The 19,770-nt window shown below is 34.4% G+C and carries 19 protein-coding genes, 1 pseudogene and 1 riboswitch; of the genes and pseudogenes, 7 read left to right on the forward strand and 13 right to left on the reverse strand.

What is annotated here, in order from left to right; all coding sequences use genetic code 11:
- Positions 1-3: 3 nt before the first annotated feature.
- Positions 4-642, reverse strand: coding sequence for a response regulator transcription factor (locus AZF08_RS17105; protein ID WP_051725707.1), 639 nt, complete (start codon positions 640-642; stop codon positions 4-6).
- A gap of 192 nt (positions 643-834) precedes the next feature.
- Here AZF08_RS17105 and AZF08_RS17110 point away from each other — a divergent pair, with 192 nt between their 5' ends.
- Genes AZF08_RS17110 through AZF08_RS17125 form a run of 4 tightly spaced genes read left to right on the forward strand, consistent with a single transcriptional unit; the run spans position 835 to position 3,884 of the window.
- Positions 835-1,404 carry an RNA polymerase sigma factor gene (locus AZF08_RS17110; RefSeq protein ID WP_082246036.1) on the forward strand — a complete coding sequence of 190 codons (570 nt, stop codon included), beginning with the start codon at positions 835-837 and terminating at the stop codon, positions 1,402-1,404.
- Positions 1,401-1,868 carry a hypothetical protein gene (locus AZF08_RS17115; protein WP_033674001.1) on the forward strand — a complete coding sequence of 156 codons (468 nt, stop codon included), beginning with the start codon at positions 1,401-1,403 and terminating at the stop codon, positions 1,866-1,868. Before AZF08_RS17110 ends, AZF08_RS17115 begins: the two co-directional genes overlap by 4 nt.
- Positions 1,861-2,931 carry a hypothetical protein gene (locus tag AZF08_RS17120; RefSeq protein WP_033674003.1) on the forward strand — a complete coding sequence of 357 codons (1,071 nt, stop codon included), beginning with the start codon at positions 1,861-1,863 and terminating at the stop codon, positions 2,929-2,931. Before AZF08_RS17115 ends, AZF08_RS17120 begins: the two co-directional genes overlap by 8 nt.
- A complete protein-coding gene (locus AZF08_RS17125) occupies positions 2,928-3,884 on the forward strand; it encodes a hypothetical protein (RefSeq protein ID WP_033674004.1) in 957 nt (318 codons plus the stop codon). The genes AZF08_RS17120 and AZF08_RS17125 overlap by 4 nt, the downstream gene beginning before the upstream one ends.
- Before the next feature lie 371 nt (positions 3,885-4,255).
- Here the strand turns inward: AZF08_RS17125 and AZF08_RS17130 are convergent, their stop codons facing one another.
- The 8 genes from AZF08_RS17130 to AZF08_RS17165 all read right to left on the reverse strand — a co-directional run bounded on the left by AZF08_RS17130 (position 4,256) and on the right by AZF08_RS17165 (position 11,485).
- Complete coding sequence (locus tag AZF08_RS17130; protein ID WP_033674005.1) at positions 4,256-5,503, reverse strand: DUF445 domain-containing protein; 1,248 nt, start codon at positions 5,501-5,503, stop codon at positions 4,256-4,258.
- Between the two features lie 234 nt (positions 5,504-5,737).
- The gene (gene kdpA, locus AZF08_RS17135; protein ID WP_033674006.1) at positions 5,738-7,405 is read right to left on the reverse strand and encodes a potassium-transporting ATPase subunit KdpA; all 1,668 of its coding nucleotides are present in this window, start codon (positions 7,403-7,405) and stop codon (positions 5,738-5,740) included.
- Between the two features lie 111 nt (positions 7,406-7,516).
- A riboswitch (cyclic di-AMP (ydaO/yuaA leader) is annotated at positions 7,517-7,657 on the reverse strand.
- 153 nt (positions 7,658-7,810) lie between these two features.
- Positions 7,811-8,494 (reverse strand): prolipoprotein diacylglyceryl transferase family protein, encoded by a 684-nt coding sequence (locus AZF08_RS17140; RefSeq protein ID WP_033674153.1) that lies wholly within the window; start codon positions 8,492-8,494, stop codon positions 7,811-7,813.
- A gap of 17 nt (positions 8,495-8,511) precedes the next feature.
- Positions 8,512-9,066 (reverse strand): TlpA family protein disulfide reductase, encoded by a 555-nt coding sequence (locus tag AZF08_RS17145; RefSeq protein WP_033674007.1) that lies wholly within the window; start codon positions 9,064-9,066, stop codon positions 8,512-8,514.
- 17 nt (positions 9,067-9,083) lie between these two features.
- Positions 9,084-9,797, reverse strand: coding sequence for a cytochrome c biogenesis CcdA family protein (locus AZF08_RS17150; RefSeq protein WP_033674008.1), 714 nt, complete (start codon positions 9,795-9,797; stop codon positions 9,084-9,086).
- A 55-nt stretch (positions 9,798-9,852) separates the two neighbouring features.
- Positions 9,853-10,665, reverse strand: a complete 813-nt coding sequence (locus tag AZF08_RS17155; protein ID WP_033674154.1) for a M56 family metallopeptidase — start codon at positions 10,663-10,665, stop codon at positions 9,853-9,855.
- A gap of 4 nt (positions 10,666-10,669) precedes the next feature.
- On the reverse strand, positions 10,670-11,083 hold the full coding sequence (locus AZF08_RS17160) for a BlaI/MecI/CopY family transcriptional regulator (protein WP_033674009.1): 414 nt from the start codon (positions 11,081-11,083) through the stop codon (positions 10,670-10,672).
- A gap of 78 nt (positions 11,084-11,161) precedes the next feature.
- Entirely contained in the window at positions 11,162-11,485 is a 324-nt protein-coding gene (locus AZF08_RS17165; RefSeq protein WP_033674010.1) for a hypothetical protein, read from the reverse strand.
- A 169-nt stretch (positions 11,486-11,654) separates the two neighbouring features.
- Here AZF08_RS17165 and AZF08_RS17170 point away from each other — a divergent pair, with 169 nt between their 5' ends.
- Positions 11,655-12,353 (forward strand): peptidase E, encoded by a 699-nt coding sequence (locus tag AZF08_RS17170; RefSeq protein ID WP_033674011.1) that lies wholly within the window; start codon positions 11,655-11,657, stop codon positions 12,351-12,353.
- A 72-nt stretch (positions 12,354-12,425) separates the two neighbouring features.
- On the opposite strand, the gene AZF08_RS17175 is transcribed toward AZF08_RS17170, so the two are convergent.
- From AZF08_RS17175 to AZF08_RS17185, 3 genes and pseudogenes are all read right to left on the reverse strand, one after another.
- Positions 12,426-13,835: an MATE family efflux transporter gene (locus AZF08_RS17175; protein ID WP_033674012.1), complete on the reverse strand. Its 1,410-nt coding sequence runs from the start codon at positions 13,833-13,835 to the stop codon at positions 12,426-12,428.
- 18 nt (positions 13,836-13,853) lie between these two features.
- A pseudogene (locus AZF08_RS17180) lies at positions 13,854-14,179 on the reverse strand (GIY-YIG nuclease family protein).
- 210 nt (positions 14,180-14,389) lie between these two features.
- Entirely contained in the window at positions 14,390-15,151 is a 762-nt protein-coding gene (locus AZF08_RS17185; protein ID WP_033674013.1) for a DUF2087 domain-containing protein, read from the reverse strand.
- An 867-nt stretch (positions 15,152-16,018) separates the two neighbouring features.
- On the opposite strand from AZF08_RS17185, the gene AZF08_RS17190 reads away from it, so the two are divergent.
- Together AZF08_RS17190 and AZF08_RS17195 are read left to right on the forward strand one after the other, a co-directional pair.
- Positions 16,019-16,447, forward strand: a complete 429-nt coding sequence (locus AZF08_RS17190; protein ID WP_082246037.1) for a PH domain-containing protein — start codon at positions 16,019-16,021, stop codon at positions 16,445-16,447.
- A gap of 445 nt (positions 16,448-16,892) precedes the next feature.
- A complete protein-coding gene (locus tag AZF08_RS17195) occupies positions 16,893-18,113 on the forward strand; it encodes a macrolide family glycosyltransferase (protein ID WP_033674015.1) in 1,221 nt (406 codons plus the stop codon).
- Positions 18,114-18,344: 231 nt separating this feature from the next.
- On the opposite strand, the gene fumC is transcribed toward AZF08_RS17195, so the two are convergent.
- Positions 18,345-19,733 (reverse strand): class II fumarate hydratase, encoded by a 1,389-nt coding sequence (gene fumC / locus AZF08_RS17200; RefSeq protein WP_033674016.1) that lies wholly within the window; start codon positions 19,731-19,733, stop codon positions 18,345-18,347.
- Positions 19,734-19,770 lie beyond the last annotated feature (37 nt).

Raw genomic sequence — 19,770 nt, forward strand, 5'->3', positions numbered from 1 at the left:
TAATTAGTCCACTTTTCCTGTTAAATAATAAATCGCAATTTGCGTACGGTGCTCAAGTCCTGTTTTACCAAGAATCGACGTAATATAGTTCGCAATCGTCCCTTCTGAAATGAAAAGCTGTTTTGAAATTTCTTTATTAGAAAACCCCTTTGCAATTAGAGCAATAATACTAAGTTCTCTTTCTGTGAAAAGAGTCTTATCTATTTTTGACTCCCCTTCTTTACTTTCTACTAAATTAGATTTAATTTTATCAAGCACCACATCTTGCATAACAGTCTGTCCGTTATACACTCCTTTTATTGCATCACGAATGCGCTCCGGGTCATTATTTTTTAATAAATAACCTTTCGCTCCATTTTTCACCGCTTCTAGAATATACTCATCATCAGCAAATGTCGTTAATATAAGCGGCTTTGTTTTTGTCTCTTCACAAATTAATTTTGTCGCTTCCACACCATTCATATTTGGCATACGAACATCTAAAAGTGCAATATCCACATCATATTTTTTGCAATAATCTAGCGCCTCTTTCCCATCACTTACCGTTTCTAACACTTCAAATTCTTCGTATGTACTTAAAATAATCTTCATGCCTTCTCTAATAAAAGAGTTATCATCAGCTATTACTATTTTTATTTTCATGCTTGTTAGTATAGGAGTTCCTCTACTAACATTCACATCCTTTCTCCATTTAACATTTCCCTATTGCTCATTATATACTTCTCTAAGTTATTTTTTTACACTTTTTTGAAGTAGTATGTTCTCTCAAAATATATTATTCTTTTTTTAAATACGTGTAGGGTAACGAAGTATTTTATACGTCTATAAAATAGAATGCATCAAAAGGAGGGGGAGAAGATTGAAGAGAAACAATTAATTGAGAAGGCACAGCAAGGAAATGAACATGCTTTTCGCATTCTCGTTGAAACATACCGCCATTATATTTTCCAAGTTATTTTTTCTATTTTGAGACATCAAGAAGATGCACAAGATATCTCACAAGAAGTGTTTGTGAAAATTTATGCCTCTCTCCCTAATTATCAATTTCGTGGATTCAAAACATGGATAGCGCGGATTGCTACTAATTACGCCATTGATTATAAGAGAAAGAAAGTAAGAGAAAAAGAAGAAGTCTCCTTATCGAAAGAAACACAGGAAAACATCAAATCCTCTCATAATATCGAGGCGTTGTTACTGACGAAAGAGCAAAAATTATTGGTTGGTCAAAAACTGAGAGAACTTCCAGAAAACTATCGTGATGTCGTCCTTGCACACTACCTAGAGGAAAAAAGTTATCAGGAAATTGCTACTCAGCAACATACTGAAGTCAAAACAATTGAAATGAAGCTTTACCGGGCAAGAAAATGGATCAAAAAACATTGGAAGGAGGAAGATTTTTTATGACGCACTTTTCAAAAAAAGTTTGGCGCAATTACACTTTAGATCTTCTATCAGATACAGAGCGTGAATCAGTTGAACAACATCTCTATGAATGTGACCATTGTTTAACACTTTATATGGAAATCATTGAAGAACAAAATGAAAATCTTCCAATGATGAATGAGGATTCATTTACAGATACGGTCATGAAGCAAATCACCTTCGAAAAAGTCGAATCTGAAGAACTAACCAGTAAAAAGCAACCAAACCGAATAAAAAGCACACTCATTCATTACATAATTGCGACTGCAGCTACGGTGATTTTTATGGCAAGTGGTTTGTTCCATTATCTTTTTTCGATGACTTCAAGTTTTGAGCATTCTTCCAAGCAGAGTGAAATGTCAATTTCAAAACAAATCTTAGAAAAAAACATATATAATTCAAAAAAAATGGATTCAAAAACAAACGGAGGTTTAAAACGTGAATAAAAACCCATTTTTAGCATTAGTTTTAGGGTTAATCCCTGGCCTTGGTCATTTATATTTAAATCGAATTGGCCGTTTTATAATATATGGTGGGGGCTCCTTATTAGCACTCTGTGCAAGCGCAGGCCTTGCCCTTGCTTCTGGGGATCATAGTCTTATTTTCCCAGGCATATTTTTATCAACAATTCTATGGATTATAAATATGATTGATCTCATTATTTCTATTATGAAACAATCGTGGAAAAGAGAGAAAGAGCAGAATCAAGAAGCCACACGAGAAAGCGAACGATTTTATATCATTCTCTTATCCATCATCCCTGGTCTTGGCCATTTTCAATTAGGTCTTATGCAGCGTGGACTTACATTGTTAATTGCTTTTACAGGGCTTGGTAGCATGATTATATTCGTTACACTCCTAACGTCTCGAGAGAGCTTTCTTATTTTTCTCGCTACCTTACCTGTTCTTTGGATTTACAACTTCTTTGATGTCGTCCAGCAACTACAGAAAAAAGAACGCGGTGAAACATTAATAGATCGTACTATTTTTGAAGACTTTGAAGAACACCGTGAACAAGGAAAAAAAAGCAAAACATTCGCTTCTATTTTAGCTATGTTTCCTGGAGCTGGTCATATGTATTTAGGCTTACAGCGCCGTGGCCTTCAGCTGATGGCTTCTTTTTTACTCTCTATTTATATGCTCGACTTACTAAGACTCTCCGCTTTCTTATTTTTAGTACCGATTATTTGGTTTTATAGCTTTTTTGATATATTACAACAAACGTCGAAATACGGAAAAGAAGAATTGCAAGATACACCAATTATCGATTATTTTATCAATCATCAAAAATGGCTTGGTATTGGATTAGTAGGATTAGGATGCTATTACTTATTGGACCACACATTACTTCCTATTTTTGACGATTATTTTGCTACTATATTCAATATTCATCTTAGCGATTTATACTATCGTTATTTCCAAACATCTATCGTTGCCCTTCTTTTAATTGGCGGGGGCTTTAAATTATTGTTAGGAAGCAAAGGGGAAAAAGGAGAGGCTAAAGAATGAGAAAATGGCGCGTAGGAACAATATCAATGGGCGTTTCAATCATTACCTTAGGTTGTTGTTTATTATTCTCAATTATAAAAGGAATACAAGTATTCGATAGCTTGACAGCTTGGTGGCCAATTATTTTCATCATACTTGGTATCGAGATTTTACTGTATGTTTCATTTTCAAAAAAAGAACAACCTATTATTAAATATGATATATTCAGCATTTTCTTTATCGGTGTATTAGGTACAATCGGAATCGCATTATACTTCTTACTATCAACTGGATTATTAGAGGAGATTCGTTATTCAATTGGGGCGAATGAACAAACGAATGATATTCCAGAAGTACAGCATAACATTCCAGATTTCATAAAGAAAATTGTTGTCGATACGAGTAATACCCCTCTTACAGTTGAAGGTGGTAATTCTGATAAAGTTCATCTATTTGGAATGTATCAGATGACAATGAAAGAAAATGAAAAAAACAAACTGAAACAAGAAGACTTCATTTCAATCAAGATGGTTGGTGAAACAATGTATGTGACGTTAAAACCACTACCTGTTACACATAAATTCTTTGCCACGCAATCACGAATGACAGCAACACTTGTCCTTCCGCAAAATAAAAATGTAGAAATCCGAGGATCAGAAAGCGAACTTTCTCTTTATCCAGGACAATTACAAAACAATTGGTCTGTCCAAGGAAAATCAAGCGTCGCTGTCCACCTTGTAAAAGATAGCGACATAACACTATTAGCAGTAACAAATCAAAAAGATTCCCACGGAAATATCCCATGGGAACATGTAGAAGAATTAAGGAAAAAGGAGAACGATCCTTCAGAAGAAAATCCAGATATAAACAAGCAGGAAGAATGGTATAAAAATACACTTAAGCTTGGTAATGGAACTCATCATTTATATATCCAAAAGACTTATAGTCTGGATGTTAACGTTCAGGAAAATTAAAACCTATAACCAAAAACCCTTCACCTGTAGTGTGAAAGGTTTTTGGTTTGTTTTTCATAATAAAAAATAATTCTTATTACTATATCGTCACTTCAAGCACTATACTCGCCAATGAATACCTATTTCTTCAAAAGATGCCCAGCTCTCCGCTAACGCTTCCTCATCATTGAATTCCATCATTTGAACCTCTTCTGCCATTAAAATAATCACATCTAAAGGTCACGCTCTCTTACGTTTTAAAATAGAGTTGAGTAACTTCATTTGCACATTTGACATTTCATATTCTTCTTGCCATTCATTTATAGCCACTTCAATGTCCATTGCTTGTCTCTCTATAAGAAATCCCCCTTGCTAACTGTTCTACCTTCAGCTTATATCACGGCCTTAATTCCCTCTAACACTAACCCAATCATAAATCCACAAACAGCACCGTTCACACGAATCCACTGTAAATCTTTGCCCACGTTATTTTCAATCATCTCAATTAAGGTTTTGTCATCTAGCTTATCAAGATTTTCTTGTACAAGCTTTCCAATTTTAGAATGATTGTTTTCAACAAGGTTTACAATTTGTTTTTGCAACCACTCTTCCATGTTTTCAACTGCTGCTGGATCTTCTTTTACTTTGTTCATTTGCGTTGTTAAGAACGGAAGAAGATACCTATCTGCAAACTCTTCATTTTTAACAAAAGCTACCGCTCTTCCCTGTGCTTGTCCTAACAATTCTTTTATTTTCTCCGTAGCATCCCAATCTGCAATCCAGCGTTCTTTCCAATTCTCTAATTCCTGTAATACCGCTTCGTTTTCCTTAACATTGATAAGTTCTTGGCGAATTTTCATTAATACAAGTTGTCTCGTACTATTATCAGGATCCTGTAAACTACTAATATTACTAATCACAAACTTCTGTAAAATACCTCCAATTTTCTCTTCATCAACAATATTCATGAAAGATTTAAGCGTAAACTGCAAGAATCCATCCACTTTTATATTTTCCATCGCTTTCATACCTAAACTTCCTAGCTGATAACGTGCTTCATCTTGAGCCGTCCACTCTTTCGCTTTAACCAACATATAATCAAGTGTTTTTTCATCGTATTCTTGCACCACTAATTGATCAATAAGCACTTGCAGTATATTTCCTGTATGAATGGTATGCAAATATGTTTTTAACTCTTTTTCAATTACAGTAGCTAACTTTTCGGTATTAATTTGAAGAATTGCTTTTTCAGCAATTGTAACAATCCCTTTTTTCACAGCATCAGATTGCAGCTCTCTTTCCGCAATCTGTAATACCATTTGTGCTAACTTCATTTCCTTCACTTTATTTGTTATACTTTCTTTCGTCAGCCACTCATTTTCCAGGGTTGAAACAAGACCTTTTGTAATCCGCTTCCTGTTTTTTGGCAATAATGCTGTATGCGGAATCGGAATTCCCATCGGATGGCGAAATAGTGCTGTAACTGCAAACCAATCGGCGAGCCCCCCAACTAAACCAGCTTCAAATCCACCTTGTATAATCTCTCCTGCTATTGTTCCTTGAAACGGGATTGTTGCGGCAAATCCTACTCCCATCACTCCAAGGGAAATACCCGCTAAATATTTTGACTGTAGTGACATTGTATATACACATCCTCTTATTTATGTAAAATGAAACTTTCTATTGTATAACAAACTTATTAAGCTCATATCGCCTAATTCTTACTTTCAAAAAAACCTATACCTATACTATAATGAACCACGTAAAAAATAACAAAGAAATTCATAATAAAAACGAGAGGCATATCCCCCTCTCGTTTTACTACTTTATCTCGCATGAACGATTAGTAAAAACCAATACGAATTAAAGTTTCACTATGATATTTCCAAAAATTCAGCAATTGGTCCGAGTACAAGTACTGGCAAGAATGTTAGTGCACCTACTATAAATATAGTACCTAGTAAAATCCCGCCAAATAACCGACCATCTGTTTTGAAGGTTCCTATAGTTTCAGGTACAACCTTTTTCCTTTTGAGTCCAACTGCGACGGCCAGCATCGTAATAACACCTAAATATCTACCAATATACATAACGATTCCCGTTGAAATATTCCAAAAAGGTGTATTATCCCTTAAACCTTCGAATCCAGATCCGTTATTGACAGCAGACGATGTGTATTCATATATAACTTGTGTTAAACCATGAAAACCAGGATTAGAAATTGCCTCCGTCCCTAGATTGGTAGAAAATGCAATTGCTGCAGCTCCAAGAATCAGTACTGGCTGAGCCACAATCGTAATCGCTATTAACTTCATTTCTTTCCCTTCTAATTTTTTGTTAAGAAACTCCGGTGTTCGCCCTACCATTAGGCCGGCTAAAAACACGGCAAACATCGCATACATAATGACATTTATAAACCCAAGTCCAATTCCTCCGAACACGGTACCTAAAAGCATGTTTACAAGTGGGACCATCCCACCGATTGGTGTTAATGTATCATGTGTTGTATTTACACCACCCGTTCCAGAAGCACTTGTAACAGTTGCATATAAAGCAGAAGATATGACGCCAAGGCGCATTTCTTTCCCTTCCATATTCCCTTGTGAACTTTCTATCCCTAATTGATTTAACAACGGGTTCCCCTTCAATTCAGATATAGCAAGCATACAAAATCCTACAATAAACAGAATGAGCATTGATACGAAAAACATTTTACCTTGTTTTCGGTTGCCAACCATTCTTCCGTATGCAAATGGAAAAGCCATTGGAATTAACATTTGTAGCATCATCTGTAACACATTACTAATCATATTGGGATTTTCAAAAGGATGAGCAGAAACTGTTCCGAAAAAGCCTCCCCCATTGTCACCAAGTTCCTTAATAGAAAGTAAAGAGGCTACTGGCCCACGAGGAATTCCTTGCATTGTTCCTTCCAATGTTTTCACAACAATTGTTGAATCCAATGTTTGCGGTGTTCCTAAGGCCACGAATATCAACGATGTCGCAAATGAAATTGGTAATAATATCCGTGTAATAGATTGTACAAAATCTACAAAGAAATTCCCTATTTTTTTTCCTGCTAATGCACGAATGAACGTAATTCCTATTGCTAATGAAGTTGCAGGTGCCGCAAACATCATAAATGTCACACCCACCATTTGAGAGAAATATGATAAACTACTTTCTCCCCCATAGTGTTGTAAATTAGCATTTGTCATAAATGTGATTGCTGTGTGAAATGCTAATGTTGGTTCCAATCCTAAGAAATGATTAGGATTTAATGGAAGAACCCCTTGTAATCGAAATATAGAATATACAACCAAGATAAAGAAACAATTTGTGATGATTAAACAAAGCATATATTGTTTCCAGCTTTGGCTGTGCCCTTTAATCCCAGCAACTTTAAATATGATTTTTTCCAGTGAACCAAATACCTTTTGAAATGCTTCCTTACACTGAAAAGCGTTGTATATATAGTCTCCCATCGGTTTTGCAACAATTACGAACAGACAAATTGTAATTAGACTTGTAAGCCAGTTCATCCTCTTTCCCCTCTCTATCCTATTACACGCAAAAATAAAACGTTAATATTTACCATCAAGAGAATAAAAAGAAAACACCAGGTTGCACCTAGTGTTTTTTTACACACACAAGTCCCCCCTCTCAAAACGCTGACGAGGTTAGCTGTCGGATTCGGACCTTGAGAGTAGCCCTACCTATAAAAGGATTCACCCCTAGTGGCAATGCACAAATTTGGTTCCCCCGCTCCTAAATGGATTAAGCGATTTTATTTGGCTGAAAAATCTAAATTGAGCTATTCTGACTGTTAATATACTCCTCTAAATGATAGTTGTAAAGAGAACTAAAGCAAAAAGATGAAATATTCACGCAATCTATAAAGAAACTAAAAAAGCAATGCATGAACAAACGCTCGTGCATTGCTTTTTTTATTTTTTCGGAAACAATAAAATCCCTGTACTAATTACAACAAAAGTGAGTAATTGCTGTACGGATAATCCAAATAACAATGGAATCTGTTCACTTATAAGTGAAATAAAAATATGAGAAATTCCTTCTATAATTAAAAAATAGCTAATATATTTTCTAGTTCCAAGCCTCGTATTTTCTTTCCATAACCATCCTGTTATGCAGAGCACAATTATAATTTCATACATAAATATAGGATGGTACAAAAATTTCGATTCATATATTTTTATACCCCACGGCACCGTTGTCCTCATACCAACGTGCTGATGAAACAAAAAATAGAAAATGATGATACTTGCGATTCCAAGAGGAAGTACATCTAGTAAAACAGAAAGTGAAAAATGAGTCGTTTTACTTTTCCATATCATATACCCACTTGCGATGAAACACCCAATTATAAGGTGCTTGATACTCCCTACTGCTAGTAATGCTTGCCATGGTGATTGAACAGCCCAACCTGGATTCAAAATTGCCGGCGCGAATTTCCACGTTAGTATGATGATAAAAAATCCATTTGTTACGGCATCCATCATTTTTTCATATGGTATGTTGTGTTTTCTCAGCTTTAATTTCATGAACATGAATCCAAGTAAACATCCTAATATTGGAGAAACCAGCTGTACTTTCACCATCCATTCCATCATCATTACGGGGAACTCCTTTACTTCTCAATTAATTGTTTAAATTTCTTTTCTAGTTGATCTGGAGACAATACTCCACGTGCTTGATCTACAATAATCCCATCTTTATCAACAAAAAACGTTGTTGGTAGTGAAACTATTTTATAATCAAGTCCAGCCACTCCATCCATATCTAATAAAACAGGAAACTTAAAGCCGAAGCGATCTGCAAATACCTTTGCTTCTTGTACTGGATCACCAATTGTTGCATTCACTGCAAAAATTTCAAGATTTTCTTTATATTGATCGTAAAGACGTACTAAGTCCGGCGCTTCCATCTCACATGGTCCACACCATGATGCCCAAAAGTTAATAATATATGGTTTTCCTTTTGCATCATTTAACGAATAAAGCTTTCCATCCAATCCTTTTAGTGTGATTTTCGGCGCTTTAAATCCCACTTGAGGTAATACTTCTTTTTCTTGTAGCGTAGCTTGTTTTGCTTTCCGCTCTTTTTCTTCTTTTTTTGTATTATAAAAGTTAACACCTGCCCATATAAGTGCACCGGCAAGTATAATAGCGATTAATTTTTTCACCTTTTTTCCTCCTAATTTCAAAATCCTGTAAACCCATCAAATAAGCGAATAAAAAATGCTGTAATTTTCGTCATTTGATTTGTATAAAGTAAAATCCCTGTCAACATCATCATTCCACCGCCAATTTTCATCATGACATTGGCATATGTAACAATCCATTTCACTTTCCCAATAAAAAATGCCATCACAAAAAATGGAACTGCAAAACCAAGTGTATAGGCGGTTATATAAAGAAGCGCTCCCTCAGGATTTGTCGCGCCAAGCATTAATACCGTAGAAAATATCGGACCAACGCACGGTGTCCATCCAGCTGCATACGTCATACCAACAAAAATAGAGCGGACATATCCAGTTGATTTACTTCTATACTGCATTTTTTTCTCTGACATGAGCCATTTCGGTTGAATGATTCCTGTCATAAATAAACCCATTAAGATAATAAAAATCCCACCAATTTGTTGAATTAGCCTTTGATTCGATGAAAATGTTATCCCAATCCAACTTACAGATAAGCCTAATGCATAAAATATAATAGAAAACCCAATCATGAAAAAAAAAGTGTGCATGATTGCCGATTTTTGCATCATACCGCGATTTTCTTTTAAATCTTGAATCGAGACACCTGTAATATAAGATAAATAAGATGGATATAGCGGCAAAGAACATGGTGATACAAATGAAAGAATCCCTGCTCCTACTACAAGCCATATCGTTAAATCTGCTGCGTTCATTATATCCCTCCTGTAACACACTACATTTAGTAGTGTTTAAGATTAAAAAAAGAGGCTATATGCACTCTCCAATAATAAGTACAAATGAAACAAGGAATAGCCCCATAGTTATATAGACCGAATTTGTATGCAACGGTATATTTAGCTTTACAGATGATGGACTTACAACTTGTTCTATTCGTAAATTAATTGCTATTTTTGCAAAAGACGCTGTTATAAACGGATTAGATGCTGTTTTTATTTTAATTAATTTTAATAATGCACTGCCTAGTTCAAATGAGGATTTCATTTGGTTCATCGCATATTTGTCCGCCAATAGTTCTTGATATGTGTGATAACGATGTAACATCCCTTTCAATATCGGAACATACATCATCCCTTCTGCCAACAACGTAAAGAGAAATAATTTCAATGGATCTCGACTCTTTTGATGATACTCCTCATGCAGTACAATCGCATCGATCTCTTCTTCGGTAAACGATTGAAACACCCCTTCTGAAATTACTATTTTGGGATGAAACAATCCAATTGTAAATGCTGTAACTTCTAATGAAGGTAACAGATACAATTGTTTTTCTTTTCGAGTGATACCAACTAGGTTCCGCTTTAATTTTTGGCTATAATAAAACTGCTTCCACATTCTTTTGCAAACAATAAATAAAGTAAATAGCAATAGCCCACCCATTACAATGCGAACCATAGATAGTTCCCCCATATGCTTTTGCAACTCAAACAGACAAAACTGTGATAGAAAAAATACTTTATTCTCAAAAAGGAATGGATATGTAACGTAGTACACTAACATCCCGAAAAAAAGAACGCTAATCATACTCGCCAACAACACAACTTTGCGTATTTGCCATTTCATCATACTAGTCCTCTTTTTTCAGCTGACTTAATTTTTCTTCTAGCTTTTTTATTAAAGACGGATCAGCTTGATCTAACTCATCTAGCATATGGTTTACGACAAGCTCTCCAAACTCTCCCATCAATTCCTGTGTCATTTTCTTTGTTTGATTGGATAAAAACTCTTCTTTCGTTTGTACAGCACGATACATGCCGCTTCTTTTTACCATTTGTTTTTGCAAGTGTCCTTTTTCTACTAATCTGTTCATGACAGTCATTACTGTATTGAAATTTACAGGAGATGCTTCACTTAACTTTTGCTGTACTTCTTTAATTGTAATACCCGGAGCATTCCAGACACTTTCCATAATCTTCGCTTCAAGTGGTCCAAAGAAGTGATTTAATCCTTGCTCATTTAACTTATAGTTTTGAGTAATCATACTATGTCTCCTTTCACACTACAAATTGTAGTACAAAATAAAAGAAAGGTCAAATATGAATAAGTGATACAATCATATTTAGCCTACAGAAAAATTGTCTTTCACTTGTGAATAATCCCATTCTACAATTTCAGATTTTTGCGGATCGATTACACTCTCAAATTGGTTCCAAAGGTTTTTTATATCCTCTTCACCATAGATGAGCCTTATACTTTCCTTGTACACTTCTTCATTTTCATACCAATGCATTTCAATCCACTTTGATTCATCTTCATTATTCTTTAAATATACAGAACAAATAAAAATATACTTCTGATATATTTCACGTGCTTTTTCTTGAATCTCAAGATACTCTTTTTCTTTGCCAAGTTGTATATGATATTGGTACACTTTTACAAACATATTTCTCCTCCTATTATAATAACTTCACTTTTCACTTAACTTCGATACATCACCTTCCTTCCCTCTATTCATTAACACTTTTTCATTTTCATATTTTGTTACAGAAGGAATGAAACTCCCCTACAGCGAACTTTACACATAACAAAAATCTATTAGGTGGTGCTTCACTATGAAGTTAGCTGTAATTGGTGGCGGTGATTTGCAAGACTCAAATCACCTTCATATAAATCAACGACTTGTTGAACTAACTTATAAAAAATCTCCAAAAGTATTGTTCATTCCAACAGCAAGTCGTGATGACGAAGATTATATAAAATCCTTTATCGAAACATTTGAAAAACAATTGCATTGTGAAGTTCATATCTTGCGTATCATAAAAGAAAACCTTGGTGAACATGAAATCGATAGCATGATTCATTCTGCTGACCTAATCTATCTTGGCGGTGGGAATTACATTCAAATGCTTGAAAAGTGGAAAGAAAATAAAATAGATGAGAAGTTAATAAACGCCTTACAACAAGGAGCATTTATTGCAGGATATAGCGCTGGCGCCATGTGTTGGTTTACAACTGGACTTCGTTCGAATTATAAAGAAATTGGTTACAGCGAGGCCCCCGGATGGAGCATCGTAAATAAAAGTTTCTGCCTACATTACAATCAGCCTGATCGAGCAATCGCGTTCCATTCATTCTTACAAAACCATAACGGGGACATAGAAGGCATTGCTTTAGAAGATAATTGTGCTTTATATATAACAGAAAGTTCCTTTGAGATTATTGGCGAACCAGAGAAAGCTTGGGAATTCTATATGAACGATGGAGAATTAATTAGACACCACTTTGATGTGACTTTGAAAAGCTATTTATGAATTATTAGTACTCTTACAAAGCAAAATATCCCCAAATATTAATACTTGGGGATATTTTGTTTACCTTCTATTTTAACTAACCAGTCGTGTAATTCGTTTCTTCTGCCATGAAAGTTTATAGTATCCGTATTGTAAAAGTAAACTTACAATAAATGCCGCTGGATATCCAATCCATATGCCTTTTATACCAAGATTTGTATGGTAAGATAAGTAATATGCAACTGGCACTTCCACAAGCCAAATAGATACAACACCGATAACAGTCGGCCATAGTACAGTTCCACTTGCTCGCATTGTGGCACCAATAATTTGCGCATGGCCGAAAATTAAATAACTCCATAGTGTAATCATGACTAAACTATGTGCAATTTCGATTGTATTGGAGCTTGTTAGGAACAACGATAGAATTTCTCTTGAGAACAAGTAAATAAAAGCAATTAATACACCGCCAATGATATAGTTCATAATAATTCCTGCCCGAACGACTTTCTGCAAGCGATCAAATTGATTCGCACCAATGGATTGTGCAGCAAAAATCGATACCGTAATCCCAAGGCTGACTGCCGGCATTTGCACATAACTTGCGACCTGGTTCACAACTCCGTACGCTGCAGTCGCATCAGAACCGAAACGATTCACGAATGCAATTACCGCAATCTCCGATAACGAAACTAAGATCATATTAATACTTGCTGGAATACCAAGACGTAGCAATAACTTTAATAAATTCCAATCCATACGAAGGTACTTTCGTACTGTCGCATCCAATTGTAACGGATGATTCTTCTTTTTTAAATATACTAACATTACAACGAACGTTATGATTGTTGATATAACAGAAGCATAAGCTGCCCCATAAACGTCAAGCTTCGGCAGTCCTAACCAACCAAAGATAAGAACAGGTAATAATATCATGTTCAATGCTGTACTAACAATTAAAAAGTAAAATGGTGTTTTTGAATCTCCTGTGCCACGCATAAATGTTGTATATGCAAAATATAAAAATAAAACTGGCATTGAAATAAATAAAATACGCGCATAATGAACACTCATATCAATAATATTTTCCGGTGTACCCATAAGGCGCATAATATCCATTGCAAATATACTTCCAACTACTGCTAAAATAACTCCTAGTATAAATGTAAAAGTAAGCGTCGTACCAACGATTGCTTTTACGCGATCTTCATTACGAGCACCAAAAGCTTGCCCGATTAAAATTGAACTACCCGATCCAATTCCAATTACAAATGAAACAAGTAGAAAAAACAATGGAAAGAATGCTGAAATAGCAGCTAAATCATTCACACCAAGCCATCTTCCTACCACTACCATACCAAACAATTGTCCAACTGATTGCAATACATTACTTAAAAGTAAAGGAACTAGAAACATCGACATAGATTTCCATATCGGTTTCCTTTCCTTCTCTTGATTTTGTGATTCTACACCTTCTTGGGTGTTATCTATAGATGGTTTCAACTTTCATTTCTCCTTTTATTAAGAGGGTACCCGGTTATATCCGCGCTCTCCATATGGTTGCAATACCTCCAACCATTTCTCTTCTAATTTTTTTAATTCCTCCTTGGCATTAAAATACCCAGTCTCTTTCTTTTCCAAAACTTCTAGTACTTCAAATTCAAAAGCATTTGAACCATATTTCTGCCAATCCTCTTGGAGTGCTCTATTTGTATAAGAACCAATATTGAGTTCAAAACGTCTTCTACTCATTGTTTTCAAATTCATCGTACTCTCAACATACATTTTATATTTTTTGTATTTGTAATACGATAAAGTGAAACTTTAATCAGTGGGGTTTTCTTCATCCCCGACTGATTATTAGTTGAACCAATCGGGCTTTTACGGGCAGTTTATCTCCCATCTAACGTCTTTGCTTTCGCCGAATTTTGAGATGGGAGTATTACTGCCCGTTAATGCGGGATAAATACTTGCTTCAATCTCTGTCTCTTTGTATAGTTGTTTTAATTCTTCTCTTCTATTCATTTCCCTTTCTCTCTTCACTCTAATTTCCCATGTCATTTGACCCAATATTGACTGCCATCGGCTGTTCGATCCAGAAAACCATACTCAATTAAATACCTTCTTAAAGTTACAAAATCCGGATATACATTTTCTAAAATTTCGTTAACTTCTTTTTCTGTATACTTCTCGCTACTATCAAACTTTTTCACTAAATGTTTTAAAATAATCAGTTTACGCTTTTGTTTCTTCGGAAATTTGGAAAGCGGCCCATCTATCCCTTCCGTAAAATGTATTTTCAACACTTCTTCATTCTCTGCCTCTGTAATATTGTAACGATCATCGACCATTGTAGCTGTTTTGTGAATAGGTAAGAATTTAGATTGTACTTTCGCTTTTTCTTCAGACAGTTCCATCAGCGCTAAAAATACTTTTGCTTGTTTCATCTTCTCCCGTAATGTAAATCGATGGTTACGAATTGTCGAAGTACTACCGCCATCCAGCTTTTTCACAACCTCTTTATCATTTAAACCCATATGAAAAAACTGAACCATCTTCTTTTGCAAATCCGTTAACCCGGTAAGTTTTTTATCAAGACTTAATAAGTACTCGAACATAGACGTATGTTCGTTTTCAATATGCAACTGCGTAAACTTCTCTGCCTCATAAAACACATTATCTTCTTGATAAATAACACCTTTAATAAACGTTTCTCCACAAGCTAAACAAATGTATTCTTCCGTATCCGATTCAAACACATATCCTTTTTTCAATTCTTCAACTGAAGCATCCCAAAACTTCTCTGAAATATCACTCATACTAAACAATCCTCCGATTAGTTTGTTTTAAATGTAAACAAATTATATTATCGTTTGTTATCTCTTCATTATCTTACCATGATTAAAATAAACATTTCAACATTTTGTTTACTCATTTTATAAACATTTTTAAAAATGTTTATCTGTAGTTTTTTATTTATAATAAAGAAATTTTATTTCTAAAACTTTTCTAAACAACTATGGAGAAGTACCTCTTGATGGAATAAAACTTTAATGATTTCTCACGAATTTAGCTTTTACAAAAAGGCCTCTTATCTTTCTTCTTTACTTTCACTAAAGCTCGGGATGGGGTGATTACTGCTCGTTAATGCGGGATACAACTTAATTTCTACGAAGTAGAAATTAGTGTGAAGAAAATTCATATAAAAGAAAAGAAGTTAATTTCAAACAAAAAAGGTGTTTTTCACATGTAAAAAACACCTTTTCAATCTGTATATATTTGTTAATAAAATGCAACTTCCGTCACCAATCTGACTTTTACCCGTTTTTCTTTACAATATCTATCAAAATCTTACTTACTTTTAAGATTTCTTGTTTATTATTTTGTTGATTCCAATTTCCCTTTAATCCACTCGAACAACCACTAATAGCTAAAACACTTACATATACCAAGCATATTCGTATAGTCTTTTTATAAATCACCCTATCATCCTTAATAAACATCGCTGATTAATCGAACTATTCATTACAAAATGTAGATACAACACGTTAGTGAAAAGAAATCATTTTGCGGTTCCTACCAAAAAAATTTACATGAATTATACGAAGATGAAATATGCAATTATGCATCTTTTTATGTTTTATCAATATATCGTGATTTAATTATTTTACACTTATAACATAGAGGTGACATACTTGAAATTCAAAGTTAAAAAAAATCCAATTCATATGATTTTATTTTTATTATTAACGACTATTTTATTTGTTCTACTTTTCATACAAGATGGTGACCCTATTTTTTTCACGTTTATAACATTAATAAATCTCTTCAACCTTTCCTCTCTATACAACTCTAATTATGAAATAACTGAATCCTCCCTTGTAGTTAAGTACGGTTTTATAAATCATACTGAAATCCCTTTTGAAAATATACGTCATGTTAAATATTCCGGAAAACAACTTGATTCAGAAAAATGGACGAGACAACGATTAGAAATTACATATGGATTATTTGATGCTTTAATAGCTTTTGTACCACAGGAAGAAGAAAAGTTTATCAGTTTGTTAACAGAAAAATGCCCCAATATGAAAGTAATAGAGCAAAAAGTTAAGTAATGATTTTACATAAAGTATTACTTATAAGAAATTACAACATGATAATTTCTTTTGTTTTAATATCGTACTCAAAAAAGAATAAGCTAAAATATATTTATATCCTCATAACGAAAAATTGATTATTTTTTCGTTATGAGGATTTTATTTTCCAACTTCCCCTGTACTATATAATGTAAAATATAGGGATTTCTAACCAAGGACAGAATATACCATTCATGAAACTTCTACCTAAATAAGATTATTTTATAGACAAAATGAAAAAAATACCGTTATAATATAAACGAAAATAAAATACGTTTACTTTTGTCTCTATCAAATTCAAGACCTAACTAAGTATTCATCTTAAAATTCAAATGAACTTTCCCCACTAATATTACTAAACACAAAAAGCTTTTATTATCTTAACTAACGAACATATGAAACTATATTTACTGGAGGGATAAACATGAAAAAAGCACTTTACATCACCATAGGTGGAGAAGGTCATGTAAATCCAACGCTAGGATTGGTGCATGATTTAGTAAAACGAGGAGAGCGTATTGTTTATTATTCATCAAATCATTTTGAAGAAAAAATCCAAAAAGTAGGTGCTCAATTCCGTCCCATTAATCAGGAGGCTCAAAGAATGCTTGCAGAAAATATGAGCCTCATGGCTTCCCAGCCCCGAGAATATTTATTACAATTTTTAAATGCAATGGAAATAATCACTGATTCCATTGCAGAGGAAATTTCTAACGAAGAGTATGATTACATGATATATGATGCACAGTCTTTGCCTGGAAAATGGATTGCCCACCAAAGCAAGTTATTATCTATTGCAACTTGGACAACATTTGCATTTTCACAAGATCCAAAAGAGAATATGTCCCTAACAGGAGCAAATGATATGGAGCGAAAAACAGAGAGTTTGGCCATGCTAAAAGCATTTTTACAATTAGAAGAAATTGCAAAACGCAAACAATATTTAGAACTCAAATACAAACTTAAGCTATCTGATAATTTTCTACTTTGTCCTGGATCAGGGAATCTAAATATTGTCTTCACTTCTTCCTATTTCCAAAGAAATAGCGATGCTTTTAAGAATGACTATATTTTTGTCGGTCCTTCCATCCCCGAAGATGAAAATCTGAACGATTTTCCAGTTGATGCATTAAAAAAAACACATGTAATTTATATTTCCATGGGAACCATAATGAACAACCAGCCTGAATTCTATCAAAAATGCTTCGCCGCATTAAAAGATTTAAATGTTCAAGTGGTACTTAGTATAGGCAAGCAATTAACTGTAGAGCAGCTAGGAGATATACCAGATAATTTTATTGTTCGTAACTATATTCCCCAATTAGGTGTACTACGTCAAACTGATGTCTTTATTAGCCATTGCGGAATGAATAGCACAAGTGAATCCCTTTACTTTGAAGTCCCTCTAGTTATGCTTCCTATTATAAATGATCAACACATGATAGCGGAACGAGTGAAAGAGCTTGGTGCAGGAGCTATATTAAATATTCAACAAATATCAGCCGAGGATATCAAACAAACAGTTAGTGAAATTTTGGGGAACCCTTTGTATAAAAACAACACAAAAAAAATTAGTCAATCATTCCGTGATGCAGGCGGTTATTCTAGAGCAGCTGATGAGATTTTCAAATTTACTCGTTCATAAAAAACAATGAAGATCTATGTTTTTCCTAAACATAGATCTTTTTTTAATCCATAATTCTTATCGTTTACCCCCTATTACCTGCATTACTTTTCATCTCATGAATGCCCTCTTCTTAACAACCCAATCAAATTGAAAACTAAAATCGTACAACAAACCGCATTTCCAATTGAATTTCATGCAAAGAGCCAAGATTCTTAAATTAGAATCTTGGCTTCCTATCATTCATTCAAATTATTCTTTTGGAGCAATCATTTTCTTTGGATCTACAATTTCATCAAACTGTTCTTCTGTTAATAATCCTGATTGTAATGCTGCTTCTTTTAAAGTTAAGCCTTCTTTATGAGCATGCTTAGCAATTTCCGCTGCATTTTCATATCCGATATGTGGATTTAATGCTGTAACAAGCATTAAGGAACGATTTACATTTTGATTAATTACTTCTTCATTTGCTTCAATACCGACTGCACATTTATCATTAAATGAAACTGTCGCATCTGCTAATAAACGAGCTGATTGTAAGAAATTATAAGCAATTACTGGCTTAAATACATTTAGCTCAAAGTTACCTTGACTCGCTGCAAATCCAATTGTTGCATCATTCCCCATAACTTGCGCTGCAACCATCGTTAATGCTTCACTTTGCGTTGGATTTATTTTACCTGGCATAATTGAGCTTCCTGGCTCATTTGCAGGAATAATAATTTCACCAAGGCCACTACGTGGGCCACTTGCAAGCCAGCGCACATCATTAGCAATTTTCATTAAATCAGCAGCTAACGCTTTTAATGCACCGTGTGCGAACACAGCCTCATCATGACTTGTTAATGCATGAAACTTATTTGGTGCTGACACAAATTGTTTACCTGTAAATTGGCTAATTTCTTCTGCCACCATTTCTCCAAACTTCGGATGAGCATTGATTCCTGTTCCAACTGCAGTACCACCAATTGCAAGCTCTTTCATATATGTATTGCTATCTACAATCATGCGCTCTGTTTTTTCGAGCATTCGATGCCAACCGCTAATTTCTTGTCCTAATGTTAAAGGCGTTGCATCTTGCAGGTGCGTACGACCAATTTTAATAATATGTTCAAAAGCAGTTACTTTTTGGTGTAATGTTTCTTTTAATTTCGTAATTGCTGGTAACACTTGATTCTCCACCGCAATTACACAAGCAACGTGAAGCGCCGTTGGGAATGTATCATTTGAACTTTGAGACATGTTTACATCATCATTTGGATGAATATGTACATCAAGCCCTTTTTCTTTTAGAATTTGATTCCCTCGGTTTGCAATTACTTCATTTACATTCATATTAGATTGTGTCCCGCTACCCGTCTGCCATACAACAAGCGGGAAATGTTCATTCCATTTTCCTGCTAGAATCTCATCAACAGCTTCTACGATCGCCTGCGTTTTTTCTTCTGATAACTTTCCTAATTTCTGATTACTAATCGCTGCACTTTTCTTTAAAATTGCAAATGCTTGTACAATTTCAAGTGGCATATGCTCTGTTCCAATTGGAAAATTCTCTTTACTACGCTGCGTTTGTGCTGCCCATAATTTATCAGCTGGAACTTTCATTTCTCCTAATGTATCTCTTTCGATTCTGTACTCCATTTTTTCATCCCCTTGAAAATAAAATACCTACGTGTTT

This window comes from Bacillus gaemokensis, from assembly GCF_001590835.1.
GTDB lineage: Bacteria > Bacillota > Bacilli > Bacillales > Bacillaceae_G > Bacillus_A > Bacillus_A gaemokensis.

Bases quoted from the DNA above. Each gene is read 5' to 3' on its own strand.
- AZF08_RS17150 (WP_033674008.1), bottom strand. From the start codon at position 9,797: ATGAACGCAGCAGATTTAACGATATGGCTTGTAGTAGGAGCAGGGATT.
- AZF08_RS17195 (WP_033674015.1), top strand. From the start codon at position 16,893: ATGAAAAAAGCACTTTACATCACCATAGGTGGAGAAGGTCATGTAAAT.
- AZF08_RS17130 (WP_033674005.1), bottom strand. From the start codon at position 5,503: ATGTCACTACAGTCAAAATATTTAGCGGGTATTTCCCTTGGAGTGATG.
- kdpA (WP_033674006.1), bottom strand. From the start codon at position 7,405: ATGAACTGGCTTACAAGTCTAATTACAATTTGTCTGTTCGTAATTGTT.
- AZF08_RS17110 (WP_082246036.1), top strand. From the start codon at position 835: ATGCATCAAAAGGAGGGGGAGAAGATTGAAGAGAAACAATTAATTGAG.
- AZF08_RS17155 (WP_033674154.1), bottom strand. From the start codon at position 10,665: ATGAAATGGCAAATACGCAAAGTTGTGTTGTTGGCGAGTATGATTAGC.
- AZF08_RS17105 (WP_051725707.1), bottom strand. From the start codon at position 642: ATGAAAATAAAAATAGTAATAGCTGATGATAACTCTTTTATTAGAGAA.
- fumC (WP_033674016.1), bottom strand. From the start codon at position 19,733: ATGGAGTACAGAATCGAAAGAGATACATTAGGAGAAATGAAAGTTCCA.
- AZF08_RS17125 (WP_033674004.1), top strand. From the start codon at position 2,928: ATGAGAAAATGGCGCGTAGGAACAATATCAATGGGCGTTTCAATCATT.
- AZF08_RS17170 (WP_033674011.1), top strand. From the start codon at position 11,655: ATGAAGTTAGCTGTAATTGGTGGCGGTGATTTGCAAGACTCAAATCAC.
- AZF08_RS17115 (WP_033674001.1), top strand. From the start codon at position 1,401: ATGACGCACTTTTCAAAAAAAGTTTGGCGCAATTACACTTTAGATCTT.
- AZF08_RS17160 (WP_033674009.1), bottom strand. From the start codon at position 11,083: ATGATTACTCAAAACTATAAGTTAAATGAGCAAGGATTAAATCACTTC.
- AZF08_RS17140 (WP_033674153.1), bottom strand. From the start codon at position 8,494: ATGATGGAATGGATGGTGAAAGTACAGCTGGTTTCTCCAATATTAGGA.
- AZF08_RS17185 (WP_033674013.1), bottom strand. From the start codon at position 15,151: ATGAGTGATATTTCAGAGAAGTTTTGGGATGCTTCAGTTGAAGAATTG.
- AZF08_RS17165 (WP_033674010.1), bottom strand. From the start codon at position 11,485: ATGTTTGTAAAAGTGTACCAATATCATATACAACTTGGCAAAGAAAAA.